Source organism: Roseibium suaedae (genome assembly GCF_900142725.1).
Lineage (GTDB): Bacteria > Pseudomonadota > Alphaproteobacteria > Rhizobiales > Stappiaceae > Roseibium > Roseibium suaedae.
Window position 1 is genome coordinate 289,803 of the sequence record NZ_FRBW01000005.1, and the last position, 15,156, is coordinate 304,958.

The 15,156-nt window shown below is 61.8% G+C and carries 14 protein-coding genes; 7 read left to right on the plus strand and 7 right to left on the minus strand.

Annotation, left to right across the window (positions count from 1 at the left end; genetic code table 11):
• Positions 1-16 precede the first annotated feature (16 nt).
• From BUA94_RS20195 to BUA94_RS20215, 5 genes are all read left to right on the plus strand, one after another.
• Positions 17-1,471 carry an NAD-dependent succinate-semialdehyde dehydrogenase gene (locus tag BUA94_RS20195; RefSeq protein ID WP_073015157.1) on the plus strand — a complete coding sequence of 485 codons (1,455 nt, stop codon included), beginning with the start codon at positions 17-19 and terminating at the stop codon, positions 1,469-1,471.
• 34 nt (positions 1,472-1,505) lie between these two features.
• The gene (gene argE / locus BUA94_RS20200; protein WP_073015158.1) at positions 1,506-2,657 is read left to right on the plus strand and encodes an acetylornithine deacetylase; all 1,152 of its coding nucleotides are present in this window, start codon (positions 1,506-1,508) and stop codon (positions 2,655-2,657) included.
• Between the two features lie 22 nt (positions 2,658-2,679).
• Complete coding sequence (locus BUA94_RS20205) at positions 2,680-3,894, plus strand: M20/M25/M40 family metallo-hydrolase (RefSeq protein ID WP_073015240.1); 1,215 nt, start codon at positions 2,680-2,682, stop codon at positions 3,892-3,894.
• Between the two features lie 86 nt (positions 3,895-3,980).
• Positions 3,981-4,907, plus strand: coding sequence for a 2-hydroxyacid dehydrogenase (locus tag BUA94_RS20210; RefSeq protein ID WP_073015159.1), 927 nt, complete (start codon positions 3,981-3,983; stop codon positions 4,905-4,907).
• A 76-nt stretch (positions 4,908-4,983) separates the two neighbouring features.
• The gene (locus BUA94_RS20215) at positions 4,984-5,835 is read left to right on the plus strand and encodes a GNAT family N-acetyltransferase (RefSeq protein WP_073015160.1); all 852 of its coding nucleotides are present in this window, start codon (positions 4,984-4,986) and stop codon (positions 5,833-5,835) included.
• A gap of 89 nt (positions 5,836-5,924) precedes the next feature.
• Here the strand turns inward: BUA94_RS20215 and BUA94_RS20220 are convergent, their stop codons facing one another.
• The 3 genes from BUA94_RS20220 to BUA94_RS20230 are packed head-to-tail and all read right to left on the minus strand — an operon-like array spanning position 5,925 to position 8,247.
• Entirely contained in the window at positions 5,925-6,278 is a 354-nt protein-coding gene (locus BUA94_RS20220) for a cupin domain-containing protein (RefSeq protein ID WP_073015161.1), read from the minus strand.
• A 16-nt stretch (positions 6,279-6,294) separates the two neighbouring features.
• Positions 6,295-7,572 carry an NAD(P)/FAD-dependent oxidoreductase gene (locus BUA94_RS20225; RefSeq protein WP_073015162.1) on the minus strand — a complete coding sequence of 426 codons (1,278 nt, stop codon included), beginning with the start codon at positions 7,570-7,572 and terminating at the stop codon, positions 6,295-6,297.
• A gap of 9 nt (positions 7,573-7,581) precedes the next feature.
• A complete protein-coding gene (locus BUA94_RS20230; RefSeq protein WP_073015163.1) occupies positions 7,582-8,247 on the minus strand; it encodes a haloacid dehalogenase type II in 666 nt (221 codons plus the stop codon).
• A gap of 402 nt (positions 8,248-8,649) precedes the next feature.
• On the opposite strand from BUA94_RS20230, the gene BUA94_RS20240 reads away from it, so the two are divergent.
• Positions 8,650-10,026, plus strand: a complete 1,377-nt coding sequence (locus BUA94_RS20240) for an aspartate aminotransferase family protein (protein WP_073015165.1) — start codon at positions 8,650-8,652, stop codon at positions 10,024-10,026.
• Positions 10,027-10,088: 62 nt separating this feature from the next.
• Positions 10,089-11,417, plus strand: a complete 1,329-nt coding sequence (locus BUA94_RS20245) for an NAD(P)/FAD-dependent oxidoreductase (protein ID WP_073015166.1) — start codon at positions 10,089-10,091, stop codon at positions 11,415-11,417.
• A gap of 146 nt (positions 11,418-11,563) precedes the next feature.
• Here BUA94_RS20245 and BUA94_RS20250 read toward each other — a convergent pair whose 3' ends face one another.
• The 4 genes from BUA94_RS20250 to BUA94_RS20265 are packed head-to-tail and all read right to left on the minus strand — an operon-like array spanning position 11,564 to position 15,151.
• A complete protein-coding gene (locus BUA94_RS20250) occupies positions 11,564-12,472 on the minus strand; it encodes an isocitrate lyase/PEP mutase family protein (RefSeq protein ID WP_235860657.1) in 909 nt (302 codons plus the stop codon).
• On the minus strand, positions 12,469-13,176 hold the full coding sequence (locus BUA94_RS20255; protein WP_073015167.1) for a GntR family transcriptional regulator: 708 nt from the start codon (positions 13,174-13,176) through the stop codon (positions 12,469-12,471). Before BUA94_RS20255 ends, BUA94_RS20250 begins: the two co-directional genes overlap by 4 nt.
• Positions 13,173-14,684, minus strand: coding sequence for a tripartite tricarboxylate transporter permease (locus BUA94_RS20260; RefSeq protein WP_073015168.1), 1,512 nt, complete (start codon positions 14,682-14,684; stop codon positions 13,173-13,175). Before BUA94_RS20260 ends, BUA94_RS20255 begins: the two co-directional genes overlap by 4 nt.
• Complete coding sequence (locus tag BUA94_RS20265; RefSeq protein ID WP_073015169.1) at positions 14,684-15,151, minus strand: tripartite tricarboxylate transporter TctB family protein; 468 nt, start codon at positions 15,149-15,151, stop codon at positions 14,684-14,686. The genes BUA94_RS20260 and BUA94_RS20265 overlap by 1 nt, the downstream gene beginning before the upstream one ends.
• Between the last annotated feature and the right edge of the window lie 5 nt (positions 15,152-15,156).

Genomic DNA, 15,156 nt, shown 5'->3' on the forward strand with positions numbered 1-15,156 from the left:
ATCAGGAACCGCAGACATGATTGGCCTTTCCGACCAGACCCTTTTCCGCACCGCTTGCGTGATTGCCGGTGAATGGCGTGCTGCCTCCGATGGTGCGGCAATGGATGTGCTCAATCCCGCGACCGGAGCCATACTTGGACAGGTGCCCGACTGCACCGCCGAAGACACGGAAAGTGCCATTCGTGCCGCACATGAAGCACTTCCGGCCTGGCGGGCCCGGCCGGCGGCAGAACGGGCAAAGCTGCTCGAGCGCTGGTCCGAGCTTCTCAGCGAACACGCCGAAGATCTCGCGCGGATCCTGACCCTGGAACAGGGCAAACCCCTTGCCGAAGCCCGGGGAGAAATCGCTTACGGCAATTCCTTCATCAAATGGTTCGCCGAGGAGGCACGCCGCATCTCCGGGTCGACCATTCCGTCACCGACCAATGGACGGCGCATCCTGGTGATGAAGGAAGCAGTCGGCGTCTGCGCCGTCATTACGCCGTGGAACTTTCCCAATGCCATGATCACCCGCAAGGTGGCTCCAGCACTGGCTGCCGGTTGCACGGTCGTGGTCAAGCCCTCCGACTTCACACCGTACTCCGCGCTTGCCCTCGCTGTTCTGGCCGAACGGGCCGGCATTCCGGCCGGCGTCATCAATGTCGTGACCGGCAAGCCGGAGGCGATCGGAGGAGTACTGACCGCCAGCGCCATCGTCCGCAAACTTTCCTTCACCGGCTCCACCCGCGTCGGTTCTCTCCTGATGCAGCAATGCGCGGGAACCGTGAAGCGGCTGTCGCTGGAACTTGGTGGCAACGCGCCTTTCATCGTCTTTGACGATGCGGATCTTGATCTGGCTGTTGAAGGGGCGATGCAGTCCAAGTTCCGCAACGGCGGCCAGACCTGCGTTTGCGCCAACCGGATTCTCGTCCAGTCCGGCATCTATGACGCCTTCGCAGCAAGGCTTGCAGAGCGCGTTTCGGCCCTGCGCGTCGGGGATGGCCTTGGCGAAGGCACCGAAATCGGCCCGATGATCAACGCTGCCGCAGTCGAGAAGATCAACCGCCATGTTGCCGATGCCCTGTCGAAGGGAGCTTCCATCATTTCCGCCGCGCAATGTGGCCCGGAGGGTTCGCAATATGTGACACCGGTGGTCCTTGGCAATGCCGGAACGGACATGATGCTCGCCCATGAGGAAACATTCGGGCCAGTGGCGCCTCTCTTCCGTTTCGACACCGAGGAAGAAGCCATCCGCATTGCCAATGACACGCCTTTCGGCCTCGCCGCCTATTTCTACACCCGGGATCTCGCCCGCGGCTTCCGCGTCGGCGAAGCCCTGGAAAGCGGCATGGTCGGCCTCAACACGGGCCTCATTTCCACGGAAGTCGCTCCCTTCGGCGGCGTCAAGCAGTCCGGCCTTGGCCGCGAGGGCTCCCAGCTTGGCATAGACGAATATCTGGAAGTGAAAACCTTCCATATCGGCGGTCTCTGAGACTGAAGGCAAACAGGAGCGGAGAGCAAAGCGCATGTCTGTCGAACAGATACTGGCCGATCTCGTGGCAATTCCCTCATTGCCCGGCACGCCAAACGGAACAGTCACGGACTGTCTTCTGGCGCAGCTTGACCATGCCGGAATTGAGGTGACCCGCCTGACCGGACCGGAAGGGGATCGCTGCAATCTCTTTGCCACCATCGGCCCCAAGGACAAGCCCGGCTATATTCTCTCCGGTCACAGCGATGTGGTCTCGGTCGAGAACCAGACCTGGTCGTCGGATCCGTTCCGGCTCACCAAGGATGGCGACAGGCTGACAGGCCGAGGCACCACGGACATGAAGGGCTTTCTGGCCTGCATGCTGGCCATGGCACCCGAATTTGCAAGTATGCCGCTGCAACGCCCGATCCATCTTGCCTTTTCCTATGACGAGGAAATCGGCTGCCGCGGCGTCGGTCACATGATCGACCGGCTGCCGGACCTTTGCGCGCACCCTTCAGGAGCAATCATCGGCGAGCCGAGCGGTCTCAAGCCCGTTCTGTCCCACAAGGGCAAGCAGGCACTGGAACTCCGCTTCTCGGGCAAGGCCGGGCACTCTTCCAATCCGGCCCTCGGGGAAAATGCGCTCTACGCCGCAGCCGACATGCTGGTGACAATCCGCGCCCTCAGCCAGTCTCTGGAAAAGGAGGGGCCGTTCGACGACCGGTTCGACCCGCCCCATTCCACATGTCAGGCCGGGGTCATTCAGGGCGGTGCGGCCGTCAACATCATCCCGGACAGTGCCGTGATCCAGTTTGAGACACGAGCCATTCCAGGCGTTGATCCGCGAAGCCTGAGCCGGTCTCTCATCGAACAGATTGAGGCGCTGAACGCCGCCTCCACGGGCGCTGGCAAGGCGTTGCGGGCAAGCTGGAGCGAGACAGCCTGCTATCCCGCCCTGCCACCCTGCGAGGATCAGGGTTTCGTTGCGCTCATGCAGCGCCTGAGCGGACAAGAACCGGTTCAGGCTGTCAGCTACGGCACGGAAGCTGGCCTTTTCCATCAGGCGGGGATTGCCTCGATCATTTGCGGTCCAGGTGATATCTCCCGTGCCCATCGCCCGGACGAATTCATCCTGCGCTCGGAGCTTGAGGCCTGCATCGCAATGCTGCGCGGTCTTGGCCAGGAGCTCTGCCGCGCTGCCTGAGGCGGATTGCAAGGACAAGATTATGACCCCTGACCAGATTTCACGACTTCTCGGCCATTCCGGCTTCAAAAGCGCGCTGACGCATATCGATGGCGCGTTCGACCGCTTCATCGAAGAGCTGATCACCCTAACCGAGATTCCTGCTCCCCCTTTCCAGGAGGAGGAAAAGGCAGCCGCCTATCTCGGCATGATGAAAGAGTCAGGGCTTGAAGAAGTCGAATCCGACGAGATAGGTAACGTCTGCGGCCTGATCCGGGGCAGCGGCAATGATGGCTTCGTCGTCGTGGCTGCCCATCTGGATACGGTTTTCCCGGCGGGAACGGACGTGACCGTGCGCCGGGAAGGCAACAAGCTTTTCGCACCGGGCATTGGCGATGACACCCGTGGTCTTGCCGCCAACCTGACGCTGGCTCGCGCCATCCTCCAGTCGGGCATCCGTCCCAAGAAGACCCTTCTTTTCGTCGGCGACGTTGGTGAAGAGGGCAAGGGCGACCTGCGCGGTATCCGCCACCTGTTCACCGCCGGAAAATACCGCGACCGCATCGATGCCTTCCTGTCGATTGACGGCTCGGACACGTCCCGCATCGTCACGGAGGCGGTCGGATCCTACCGCTACCGGGTCACTTTCCGTGGTCCCGGCGGACACAGTTTTTCCGCCTTTGGCACAGTCAACCCGGCCTATGCCATGGCCGAAGTTCTGACTGGCCTTTCAAGCCTGGAATTGCCGAAGGAGCCGAAGACGACGGCAACGCCTTCCGTCTTTGGGGGCGGAACCTCGATCAATGCAACGCCGGAAACCGTCTGGTTCGAGCTGGACCTGCGCTCGGTCTCACAGACAGAGCTCGACCGGATTGACCAGGAATTCCACGCCCTTCTGACCAAGGCGGTTGCAGCCGAAAATGCACGGGGAGACACGTCTTCCGGGACCATCACCGTGGACGCGCAGCGCATCGGCAACCGGCCAGCCGGGTCCACCGCGTCCGACGCTCCGATCGTTGCAACCAGCCTTGCTGCCGTGAAGGCTTTCGGCCTGTCCCCCCGGCTGGAATCCTCCTCCACCGACGCCAACATCCCGATCAGCCTCGGCATTCCGGCCATCTGCATCGGCTCGGGAAATGGGGTCGGCGGCCGCGCCCATTCCCTCGATGAGTGGATCGATGTCGAACGTGAGCCGCAGTTGCGTTCGCTTCATGCCCTTCTCGCCGTGATCCTCGGCGTCGCCGGACTGGAAGACTGAAAACAGACCCCATCGCCCGCAGCAGTGCGGGCGATGGTTCAACCCGAGTTGTACCACCCTTAGGCCTCGCTGACCTGGACCCTGACATGAGCTTTCTGATCCTTTCCTATCCCGCCCGTGTCGAAACCTTCCGCAAGGTCTTTGCGCGTGACTTTCCGGATCTCGTCTTCGCAGGTTCGCTGGACGAGATCGATCCGGTGGATGTGCGCTACCTGATGGCCTGGACCTTCCCGGACGATCTGGCCGCAAAGTTCCCCAATCTGGAACTGATCCTTTCCGTCGGCGCAGGCATCGACCAGATGACCGGTGTCGAGATCCCCGCCGGAGCCAAGCTTGTGCGCATGGTCGAAGATGGGGTCACCTCCCTGGTTCGGGACTATGTGGTCATGAGTGTTCTCGGCCTGCACCGGGACCTTCCGGCCTTTCTGGACCAGCAACGGCAGGAGATCTGGAAGGCCCGGGATTTTGTCTGGGCCGACCAGCGGCGCATCGGGATTCTGGGGCTTGGGGAACTGGGCATGGCGGCCGTCAACGCCCTGCGCCCCTTTGGATTTAAGCTTTCCGGCTGGAGCCGCTCGCTCAAGTCGATTGAAGGTGTCGATTGTTTTGCCGGAGATGAGGGCCTGAAGGCGATGCTGGCAGAAACCGACATTACCGTCTGCCTGCTGCCGCTCACCGACGAGACCCGCAACATTCTCAATGCAGAGTTCTTCGACATGCTGCCAAAGGGGGCAGGGCTGGTTCATGCCGGGCGCGGCGGCCACCTGGATCAGGAGGCCCTGCTCGACGCCCTCGACAGCGGCCAGCTCTCCGGTGCCTTCATCGACGTCACCAATCCGGAGCCCCTGCCTGCGGGCCACCGCCTCTGGTCCCACCCGGGTATCGTCTTAACACCTCACATCGCCGGACACAGCCGGCCGGAAACCGCCGCCCAGGCCACGATCGAGAACATCCGCCGCCACCTTGCCGGGGAAAACCTCAAGGGGTCGGTCAATCCGGCACTCGGATACTGAAACACCGCATAAAGACCGGCACCAGCCGGCAACTGCTCACCAAGAGACCGTGAGCGAGACGCAAAGGGTAGGACGCATGCAGACCAAACGCTCCGAGCAGATCTCCATCATCGACCTGCGGACCTCAGATGCCGCAGAGGCCCTGCGCCTGTCCCGGCAGGAGGCCTGGCCCCACCGGCTGGAGGACTGGCAGCTTCTTCTGGAGCTCAGCCACGGCGTTGGCGCTGTTCATGACGGACAGCTTGTCGGAACCGCCATGCTGACCCCCTACGGCGACGATGCGGCGACCTGCAACATGATCATCGTCGACCCGTCCATGCGCGGGCTTGGCCTTGGACGGCAACTTGTCGAAGCCTTGCTGGCACAGGCCGGCAGCCGGGAATGCCGGCTGATCGCAACCCAGTCCGGTCTTCCGCTCTATGAAAAGCTCGGTTTCGTGGCCACCGGTTCAATCACCCAATGTCAGGGCATCGTCTCCGCCGTGCCGCCATCTCCGCTAGTCCAGGAAGCCAGTCAGGCCGATCTGGACGACATTCTTGCGCTCGACTTCGCCGCACATGGCATGGACCGGCAAGGCCTTCTGAAACACCTGATCAACGAGAAACCCTTCTTGATCCTGCGGGATGAAAACGGCCTGCGCGGCTTTGCCTCCTGCCGCGCCTTTGGCCGGGGTCAGATCGCAGGCCCTGTCGTGGCACGTGACAAGGAAACGGCGCGCCTGCTGCTGTGTGCGGCGCTCGCCCGGCATGAAGGACAGTTTCTCCGGGTGGATCTCACGGACGCGGCAGCCCCCTTTGTTTCGCTTGTGGAGACGGCGGGCCTGACCCAGGTCGGCGGAGGCGTTGCCATGACCCGCGCAGGTACGCACCAACTCGCTGCGACAGGGGATGCGGCGGTCTACACACTGGCCAGCCAGGCCCTCTGCTGAGGCTCCGAAGGCGGCGAACCATTCCAGACATGCAAAAGGCCCGGAATCCAATGGTTCCGGGCCTTTGATTTTACTAAAGAGAGGGGGGATCAGCCCACGATCACATAGATCTTGCGCACGGTTTCAATCGTCTTCCAGATACCCTTGTAGCCGGGCATCATCATGAAGCTGTCGCCCTTGCGGAAGATGCGCGGCTCCTTGCCTTCCTCGGTCAGTTCGATCACCCCTTCAAGAAGATGGCAGAACTCGAACTTCTCGCCCTTGATCGAATGGTTAGACCCGGGCGTCGCTTCCCAGATACCGGTGATGACTTCGCCGTTGCGGGCGCTTTCATAGGCCCAGGTGCTATAGGTCGGGTCGCCCTCAACCAGCTTTTCAGGATCGCATTTCTTGACGACCGGCATGCCGAGATCGGCCTGGTCGAACTTGATCAGTAGGCTCATGGATATCTCCGGAAATTCATTGGAAACGGTCGAGCGCCTTGTAATAGGCACCGACAAGCGGCAGGAACCAGGGCTTGCCGAAGTGACCGGGAACCGCGTTCCAGGCCAGGCCATCCCAGGGATTTCGATTGGCACGTCCGCTCATCAGGTCAGCCATGATCTCACCCATGTGAGTGGCGATCTGGGCCCCGTGGCCGGAATATCCCATGGCGAAGTAGAGACCGTCGGCATCGCCTGCCCGCGGGAAGCGGTCCTTGGTCATGTCCACCAGACCACCCCAGCAATAGTCGATGCCGACACCCTTAAGCTGCGGGAAGATCCGGACCATGCTGTCCCGCAGGATCTCGCCCGCCTTGGCATCGGACCGCTGATCGGACGTCGCGGAAAACCGTGCCCTTCCGCCCCAGATCAGCCGGTTGTCCGGTGACAGGCGGAAGTAGTTTCCGATGTTCATCGTGTTGACATAGGTGCGTCCGCCGGGAACCGTCGCCGCAACCTGCGTCTCCGTCAGGGGCTGGGTGGCAATCAGGAAGCTCCCGACCGGAATGACCCGGCGGCGGAAGAAGGGGAAGGCGGACGTGGTATAGGCCCCGGTTGCCAGAAGAACCTTTCCGGCCCTGACACTGCCGCGCGGTGTCACCAGCTGCCAGCTGCCGCCGGTCCGTTCTCTCGAAATCACCGGAGCCTTTTCATGGATCACGGCCCCGTGGCGCACAGCGGCTTGCGCAAGACCGGTCACGAAGCGTCCCATGTGCATCATCGCGCTGCGTCTCTGCAGCATACCGCCGTGGAAAGCATCCGATCCCACTTCGGAAACGAGATCGGACTTGCTCAGCATTGCCGTATCCGGATCGACGTCCCGGTTCAGCGCGTCAAAATTGCGGGCAAGGCCTTCATAGTGAGCCGGCTTGGACGCCAGCTTCAGTTTGCCTGACCGCCGGAAACTGCAGTCGATCCCCTCTTCGGCAATGATCCGCTCGATGGTTTCAATGCCGTCATCGAAAGCCTTGTAGATGGCCCGGGCCTTGTCCAGGCCCATGGTCTCGCGGGCATGAAGATAGCTATGCGCCATGCCGTTGTTGAGATGGCCACCGTTGCGGCCGGATGCGCCGAAGCCAACCGTCTCCGCCTCGAGAACGACGACCGAATGGCCCTGTTTCGCGAGCAAACGCGCAGCACCGAGGCCGGTGAATCCGGCCCCGATCACCGCATAATCATAGGATCCGCCGACATTGCCGCCTGCGGCACCATCAAAGACCGGAGCGCTGTCCTGCCAATAGGGGACGAATTTCATGTCGCCGCCTCACAGGCCGAAGACGCCGGGCAGGCCGCCGATGTCCTTGATCTCGGTGTATTCGTAAAAGGGATTGGCCGGCTCATGGCCACGGTTGACCCAGACCTTGGACTTGATGCCCATGTCATAGGCGGTCATCAGGTCATAGCGGAACGAGGACGAGACATGGGTAATGTCTTCCGGACCGCAGCCAAGCACGTCGAGCATATATTCAAAGCCGTTCATATGCGGCTTGTAGGTGCCGGTTTCCTCAGCGGTGATGACCTTGAAGAAGGGCGCGCCGAGCTTCTCGACATTGGACATGATCTGGCTCTTCATCGCATTGGACAGAATGACGAGCGGAATGTCCTTCGCGACTTTCGCAAGACCAGCAGGCACATCCGCATGGGGACCCCAGGTCGGCACTTCTTCATAGATCCGCTTTGCATCTTCCGGACGGAAGGCAACGCCGTGCTTCTTGCAGGTCCGCTCCAGCGCGTTGTGCACCAGATTGGCATAAGGCTTCCAGGCCCCCAGCACTTCATCCAGGCGATAGGCGGAGAAGCTCTTGATGAAAGCCAGCATTTCCGGCTCGGGCAGGTCATTGCCATAGATCCGGCGCGCGGCCCCTGCCATGTCGAAATTGGTGAGTGTGCCGTAGCAATCGAAGGTAACGAACTTCGGGCGGAAGGTCATGACGGATATCCTGACTGACAAGAATGGCGGCCACGTCGGCCTTGACCATGATCCTAGCCGGTCACAAGAAACGGACCCGCCGCTTTGCAGGACGGCAAAAGCAGAAAACGCCGTATCTTGCGCATGCCGCGGAACGATCTTGCGCAAGGCTGCCAGTCCGGCCCTGCGCCATGAGATCTCCAGCCACCCGCCGCGGCATATCCTTCGGCCCGGCCGATCCTGAACAGCCAAATCTTCCGAAACCGCAGTCCAATCAGCCGCATCGTGTCATCCGGGAGGCCGATACTCACCAGCATCGATCATGACGCCTGCGTTTCCAATCCGGACCGGATGGGAACTATAGGCCTAGACCCTCTTTCATCCGCTGCCGCCCCGCAGGGGAGCCAACGACCGGAACCCGCCATGCTTTCCAATTCCCTTGTCGAACTCGACCGCGCCCATCTGATACACCCGGTCGCGAGCTGGCGCGGCCACGAAGCGGCGGGCGTGCGCATCCTGTCTTCCGGCAAGGGCGCGGTCGTGCGCGATGCCACCGGCAGGGAACTGATCGACGGCTTTGCCGGCCTTTGGTGCGTCAATGCGGGCTATGGCCAGGAAAGTGTTGTGGCCGCCGCAACCGAACAGATGCGTGACCTGTGCTATGCCACCGGCTACTTCGGCATTGGCTCTGATCCGGCCATCCGTCTGGCCGCACGCCTTGCCGATCATGCACCGGGCGATCTCAACCACGTCTATTTCACCCTTGGCGGATCGGACGCGGTCGACAGCACAGTGCGTTTCGTCCGTTATTACTGGCATTCCCGCGGCAAGCCGCAGAAGGACCAGTTCATCACCCTGGAATATGGCTACCATGGTTCGTCCACGGTGGGTGCAGGCCTGACGGCACTACCCGCCTTCCACGCAGGTTTCGGCGTGCCCTATGACTGGCAGCACAAGATCCCGTCTCCCTATCCCTACCGAAATCCCCTGGGATCTGACGTCGAGGCCATGATTGCCCAGTCGAAGGCGCAGCTGCTTGCAAAGATAGAAGAGCTGGGCGGCGCCGACCGTGTCGCCGCCTTCTATGCGGAACCGATTCAGGGCTCGGGCGGCGTCATTGTTCCCCCCAAGGGCTGGCTCAAGGCCATGCGGGATCTTTGCGCAAAGAACGATATCCTGTTCGTCGCCGATGAAGTCATCACGGCCTTCGGGCGAACCGGGCCGCTCTTTGCCTGCTCTGAAGAAGGCATCGTTCCCGACATGATCACTACCGCCAAGGGCCTGACCTCTGCCTATGTACCGATGGGGGCAGTCTTCATGTCCGAACACGTCTACCAGACCATTGCCGATGGCGCAGGCCAGGCTGCGGTCGGTCACGGCTACACCTATTCCGCCCATCCGGTTTCAGCCGCAGTCGGCCTTGCCGTACTGGATCTTTATGAAGGCAGCCTTCTCGACAACGGCCGCCGGATGGGTGACAGACTGCAGGCAGGTCTTCAGTCCTTGTCGGATCATCCGCTGGTCGGAGACGTGCGCGGCCGCGGGATGCTGGCAGCCATCGAACTGGTCACCGACAAGGATAAGAAGACACAGCTCCCGGCCGCCTCCCTGCCGGCAACCCGCATTTTTGAGCGGGCCTGGGAAGCAGGTCTCGTTGCCAGAGCCTTTGCCTGGGGTGTGATCGGCTACGCACCGCCGCTCTGCTGCACGGAGGCGGAGATCGACGCCATTGTCGAGCGCACCCGGATTGTGCTGGACCAGACCCTTGAGGACCCGGACGTCCGGGCGGCCATGGCCTGAGCCAGGCCGCTTCCCGAGAACCCAACACCAGACCGGCGACGCCTCATTTTCAGGAGACCTTCATGCCCGCGCCTCTCATGTCCATTTCCACGGGAACAGAGCTTCCGCGCCAGGCCGACATGGTGGTGATAGGTGGCGGCATCGTCGGCACCTCCATCGCCTATTATCTGGCCAGAGCGGGCGTGAATGTCGTTCTTCTGGAAAAGGGAAAGATCGGCGCGGAACAATCCAGCCGGAACTGGGGCTGGTGCCGTCAACAAAACCGCGATGCCCGCGAACTGCCGATGGCAACCAAGAGCCTCGACCTCTGGGACACTCTTGCCTCGGAAATCGGGGAAGATACCGGCTTCCGCCGCTGTGGTCTGACCTATCTCTCCGATAGCGAAGCCGAAATCGAAGGCTGGGCGCGCTGGCGCGATTTCGCGGTCACCCAAGGGGTGCGGACCTTCATGCTCAGCGCGGAGGAAGCCACTGAGAGGGGCAGGGCGACCGGCAAGGCCTGGAAGGGCGGCGTTTTCTCCCAGGACGACGGTATCGCGGATCCTTCGAAGGCAGCGCCCGTGATTGCCCTCGGCATCGTGAAGTTCGGCGGCACGGTGCTGCAGGGCTGCGCGGCGCGCGGAATTGAGCTCTCCGCCGGTAAGGTCAACGGCGTTGTCACCGAACGGGGCACCATCCGCACAAGCCAGGTGGTCATGGCCGGTGGGGCCTGGGCGTCGTCCTTCGTCCATCAGCTCGGCGTCAACATGCCCCAGGCCTCGACCCGCTCGACCATCCTGTCGGTCGAACCGGGCGGATCTTCCGACATTCCGCCGGCCCTCCACACCAAGGACGTGTCCGTCACCGCCCGCGGTGACGGCGGCTGGACGCTCGCCGTTTCCGGCCGGGCCCAGCTGGATCCCACACCGCAAAGCATCCGCTACGCCAAGGACTTCCTGCCCATGTTCCTGCGCCGCAGAGGCAGCCTGACTGCTGGCGGTCTGCAGGGCTGGCGTGCAGGCCACGAAACCCGGTCCAAATGGAAACTCGACCGCCCGACGCCGATGGAGCGCACCCGCATCCTTGATCCCAAGCCCAACCAGACCATTGCCAGGGACACGCTGGCACGGGCAAGAAAGCTGCTACCCGGTCTTGCCGCCAATCCGGTGCAGGCCACCTGGGCAGGCTTTATCGACAGCACGCCAGACGGGGTGCCCGTGATCGGTCCAGCTGCAGGGGTCCCCGGCCTGATGATCGCCGCCGGGTTCTCCGGCCACGGTTTCGGCATCGGCCCTGGCGCAGGGCTTCTGGTCTCGCAGATGCTGACCGGCCAGACACCCTTCGCCGACCCCGCCCAATACCGCCTTGAACGTTTCCGCCAGTCTTCCTGGGGCAAGGTATCAGAGTTCTGATCCGGTCCTCTGTCTGGAGGTCTGAGGTTCCCGGCCAAGCTTTTGAAAATGCGCCAAACCTGAACTTCCCACCTTCAGGGACAGGGCAGGAAGCTCAGGGAATGCAACCGTTTGCATCATACATATGGCGGAATACCTGACTTCAGTCAGGAAGCTTCATGTTCGTGGGCGAAGCGCTGAAACCGGGAGAGATCGACGGCATCGCAGAATTCGGCGTAGGTCATTTGCCCTGCAAGACCATCTGACGTGCCCGCGCGGGCCAAGTGCGCAAGAGCTTCCCGAATGGCGGCTCCTGCCGCGAAGAGCGTCGTGACGGCATAAAGCGCGATCTGGAATCCCATCTCCATCAGCTCGGCGCGGCTCAGACTGGCGGCGTCCGTGCCATCGACCAGAGAAACGACCTTCGGCCCTTCCAGTCCACGGGCTATGCCTTCGACCTCCTTGCGGGTCTTCACCCCATCGACGAAGGCAAGATCCGCTCCAAGATCCCGGTAGCGCCTGGCCCGGTTGAGGGCCGCCTCCAGTCCTTCCGTCTGAAGGGCATCTGTGCGTCCGATGATGAGCATATCCGACCCGGCTTGCTGACGGGCGGACACGGCAGCAGAGATGCGCAATTCCGCATCGCGTACCGGAACAAGCCGCACACCGGCAAGCTGGCCGCAGCGCTTCGGGCTTTCCTGATCTTCCAGATGCATAGCGGCGACACCGGCCTGCACATATTCCTCGACCGTCCGGCGCACGTTCAGGGGACCACCATAGCCGGTGTCCGCATCCGCGATGACCGGAAGGGGAACTGCGCGAACCATGGAGCGGGCATGATTCGCCATCTCCGTCTGGGTCAGGAGACCAAGATCCGGCTGGCCAATGCGTACCGCCGTCGCCCCCAATCCCGTCATGTAGACCGCCGGAAAGCCTGCCTGAGCAATCATCCGGGCGGTGAGGCAATCAGGAGCCCCGGGAGCTGCTACAAGAGCGCCAGCGGAGAGCAGATCCTTCAACCGGGCCGGGCCGCTCATGAGCGCAAGAGGCTGGGTGTCGTTGGAGGCGAGCGTCATCTGGATGCCTTTGCGGATATGGTTTTGTCCGGGCCAAGATGCCCTTCGGCCAAGGCCTTCTGATAGACGTCTGCCGTGCGCTGAACATGCACGCTCAGCGCAGCGTCATAGGCTTCGAGATCATTGCGGGTAAGCAAGTCCAGCATGCGCCGGTGCTCAGCCATGGATTCCTCCCGGCGGGCCTCATAGGGGGCGGTGATATTCGCCCTGAGGGCCGCGATCCGCCCTGCCGCCAAACCATAGGAATTCTGCAAATAGGAATTGCCACAGTGGTCGAAAGCAGCCTGATGGAAGGCGCTGTCGAGCTGGCCGTATTCAGGGACATCCCCTTCAGCCAAGGCGCGATCCATTTTGGCGATCACGTCCCCCAGAGTGGTGAGGAAACCCTCACGGTCCGACTTGAGCGCACACCTGACACCCTGGGTTTCCAATATCTGCCTGTAGTCGCAGATGGCGGCCAGGTCCTCCAGAGAGGTCTCAAAGACAAAGGATCCGCGCTTGGGGCGCACGTTGACGAGGCCTTCGCGCGACAGGATCGCCATGGCATCACGCACCGGCGTGCGGGAGATGCCCATCTGGGCAACCAGACGGTCTTCGGAAATGTTCTCCCCGAGCTTGAACGCACCGGTCACGATGGCATCGCGTATCTGATGGGCCGCGATTTCCGCGAGCGACTGTTGCGGCGCAATCCGGCGCACACTCATCCTTGCGTCTCCCTTGACGATTTCAAGCGCCGGCCGATCCAGAGCAAGGCAGGCACGATCCAGATGACAGCGACCAGCAGCGCAAGTCCAGCGGCAATGGGCCGTTCAAAGAACCCCACCATGGATCCATCCGACTTGATCAGTGAGGTGATCAGGTTCCGCTCCACCAGAAGACCCATCACGATGCCGAGGATGGTCGGCGCAACGGGGAACCCGTTTTCCTCCATCAGATAGGCAAGAAGACCGAGCACCACCATGATGATGACACCTGAAGCGCTCGCATTGATGGAATAGGAGCCGACAATGCAGAAACCCAGGATGAGTGGTGCGAGAGCCAGTTTCGGGACACGCAGAACCTGAGACGCAAGGCCGATGGCAAGCAGGCCAAGCGGTACGATCAGGATGTTGGCCAGAAGAAACACCAGGAAGATTGCAACAATGGTGTCGCCACTGGTCAGGAACACCATGGGTCCGGGGTTCAGGCCCTTCACGTAAAGCACGCCGATGACGATGGCGGTGATGCTGTCGCCGGGAATGCCGAACACCATTGCAGGCACATAAGCGCCGGACAGGGCCGAATTGTTGGCTGCACAGGCATCCACCAGACCTTCCTCGCTGCCACGTCCATAGGTAGCTGGTGTCTTCGAGAAATTCTTGGACACAGCGTAGGATATCCAGGCTGCGATATCCGACCCCGCTCCCGGTAAAATGCCGATGATCGTGCCGATGGTGGAACTGCGGGCAAGATTGGTCTTGTGCCTCCAAAGCACACCACCCAATCCCTCGAACATCTTGAAAGGATTGCCGATCACCGCTGCCTTGGGGATCGTGTCGCGATGGACGAAAGTGCGGATCAGCTCTGGTATGGCAAACATGCCGATAAGGGCCGGAACGAAGGCAACCCCGTCCAGCAGCGAGGTCAGGCCGAAGGTGAACCGGGGCAGGCCAGACGTTGTGTCCATGCCGACACAGGCAATCAAGAGACCGATGCCAAGGGCAATCAGGCTCTTCAGGATGGAGGCCGAGCCCAGCATGACCGCTGCCGATAGCCCGAGAAGCGCCAGCCAGAAATACTCGAAAGACGTGAAATTCAAGGACACCAGTGCCAGCTGGGGCGCGGCGAACATGAGGATCAGCGACCCGAACACGCCGCCGATGGCCGATGAGGTGACGGATATACCAAGCGCACGGCCAACCTTTCCGGCCCGGGTCAAGGCGCTGAGGTCATCCACATAGGCAGCCGAGGCGGCGGTTCCCGGAATTCGGATCAGGGCGGCAGGAATGTCCGACGCGAAGATCGCCATGGCCGCTGTGGTCACGATGGAGGCGATCGCGGGCACCGGATCCATGAAGAAGGTCAAGGGTACCAGCATGGCTGTTGCCATGGTGGCCGAAAGGCCTGGGACCGCACCGACAAACAGACCAAACAATGCGCTGGATAGAAGAACCAACGCCATGTTCCAGGTCAGGACCAAATCGGACGCAGCGGCAAGATGCTGAAAGATCATTACAAAATGCCTTTCAGAAGTCCGGCGGGCAGGGGAACGTAAAGAAGGCGCGTCATCAGCAGGTGGACAGCGAGCACGAAGGTGGCAGCTATCAGCACCCAGGTCAGCCCCCGATAACCCGAGAAGAAGAACAGCGCAGTCAGCAAGACGAAGCCGCCGACCGGAAACCCGATGGTCTCGAAACCGAGCGAGAAGATCACAACGCCCACGGTCGCAATGAGCGCAGCCGCCAGGCGCGCGGGATGACGCCAGCCTGGATCGAAGTGAATGATCCTCATCCCCTGCGCTCTCAATCCGGCTGCGGCAAGCGCAACTCCACCGGCCATGAACAACGCGCCAAGGACACCAGGAAACGTACCGGGACCAATGCTTTGTCCTTGCAGTTGCGGATAGTTCAGGGCCGTTGTCAGAACCCAGAGCCCCAGCGCGAACAAAAGCGCTCCAATCAGGCTGTCGTGTATCTTCATGGCGT

Bases quoted from the DNA above. Each gene is read 5' to 3' on its own strand.
- BUA94_RS20215 (WP_073015160.1), top strand. From the start codon at position 4,984: ATGCAGACCAAACGCTCCGAGCAGATCTCCATCATCGACCTGCGGACC.
- BUA94_RS20255 (WP_073015167.1), bottom strand. From the start codon at position 13,176: ATGAGTGTGCGCCGGATTGCGCCGCAACAGTCGCTCGCGGAAATCGCG.
- BUA94_RS20205 (WP_073015240.1), top strand. From the start codon at position 2,680: ATGACCCCTGACCAGATTTCACGACTTCTCGGCCATTCCGGCTTCAAA.
- BUA94_RS20240 (WP_073015165.1), top strand. From the start codon at position 8,650: ATGCTTTCCAATTCCCTTGTCGAACTCGACCGCGCCCATCTGATACAC.
- BUA94_RS20250 (WP_235860657.1), bottom strand. From the start codon at position 12,472: ATGACGCTCGCCTCCAACGACACCCAGCCTCTTGCGCTCATGAGCGGC.
- BUA94_RS20220 (WP_073015161.1), bottom strand. From the start codon at position 6,278: ATGAGCCTACTGATCAAGTTCGACCAGGCCGATCTCGGCATGCCGGTC.
- BUA94_RS20230 (WP_073015163.1), bottom strand. From the start codon at position 8,247: ATGACCTTCCGCCCGAAGTTCGTTACCTTCGATTGCTACGGCACACTC.
- argE (WP_073015158.1), top strand. From the start codon at position 1,506: ATGTCTGTCGAACAGATACTGGCCGATCTCGTGGCAATTCCCTCATTG.
- BUA94_RS20245 (WP_073015166.1), top strand. From the start codon at position 10,089: ATGCCCGCGCCTCTCATGTCCATTTCCACGGGAACAGAGCTTCCGCGC.
- BUA94_RS20225 (WP_073015162.1), bottom strand. From the start codon at position 7,572: ATGAAATTCGTCCCCTATTGGCAGGACAGCGCTCCGGTCTTTGATGGT.
- BUA94_RS20260 (WP_073015168.1), bottom strand. From the start codon at position 14,684: ATGATCTTTCAGCATCTTGCCGCTGCGTCCGATTTGGTCCTGACCTGG.
- BUA94_RS20195 (WP_073015157.1), top strand. From the start codon at position 17: ATGATTGGCCTTTCCGACCAGACCCTTTTCCGCACCGCTTGCGTGATT.
- BUA94_RS20210 (WP_073015159.1), top strand. From the start codon at position 3,981: ATGAGCTTTCTGATCCTTTCCTATCCCGCCCGTGTCGAAACCTTCCGC.
- BUA94_RS20265 (WP_073015169.1), bottom strand. From the start codon at position 15,151: ATGAAGATACACGACAGCCTGATTGGAGCGCTTTTGTTCGCGCTGGGG.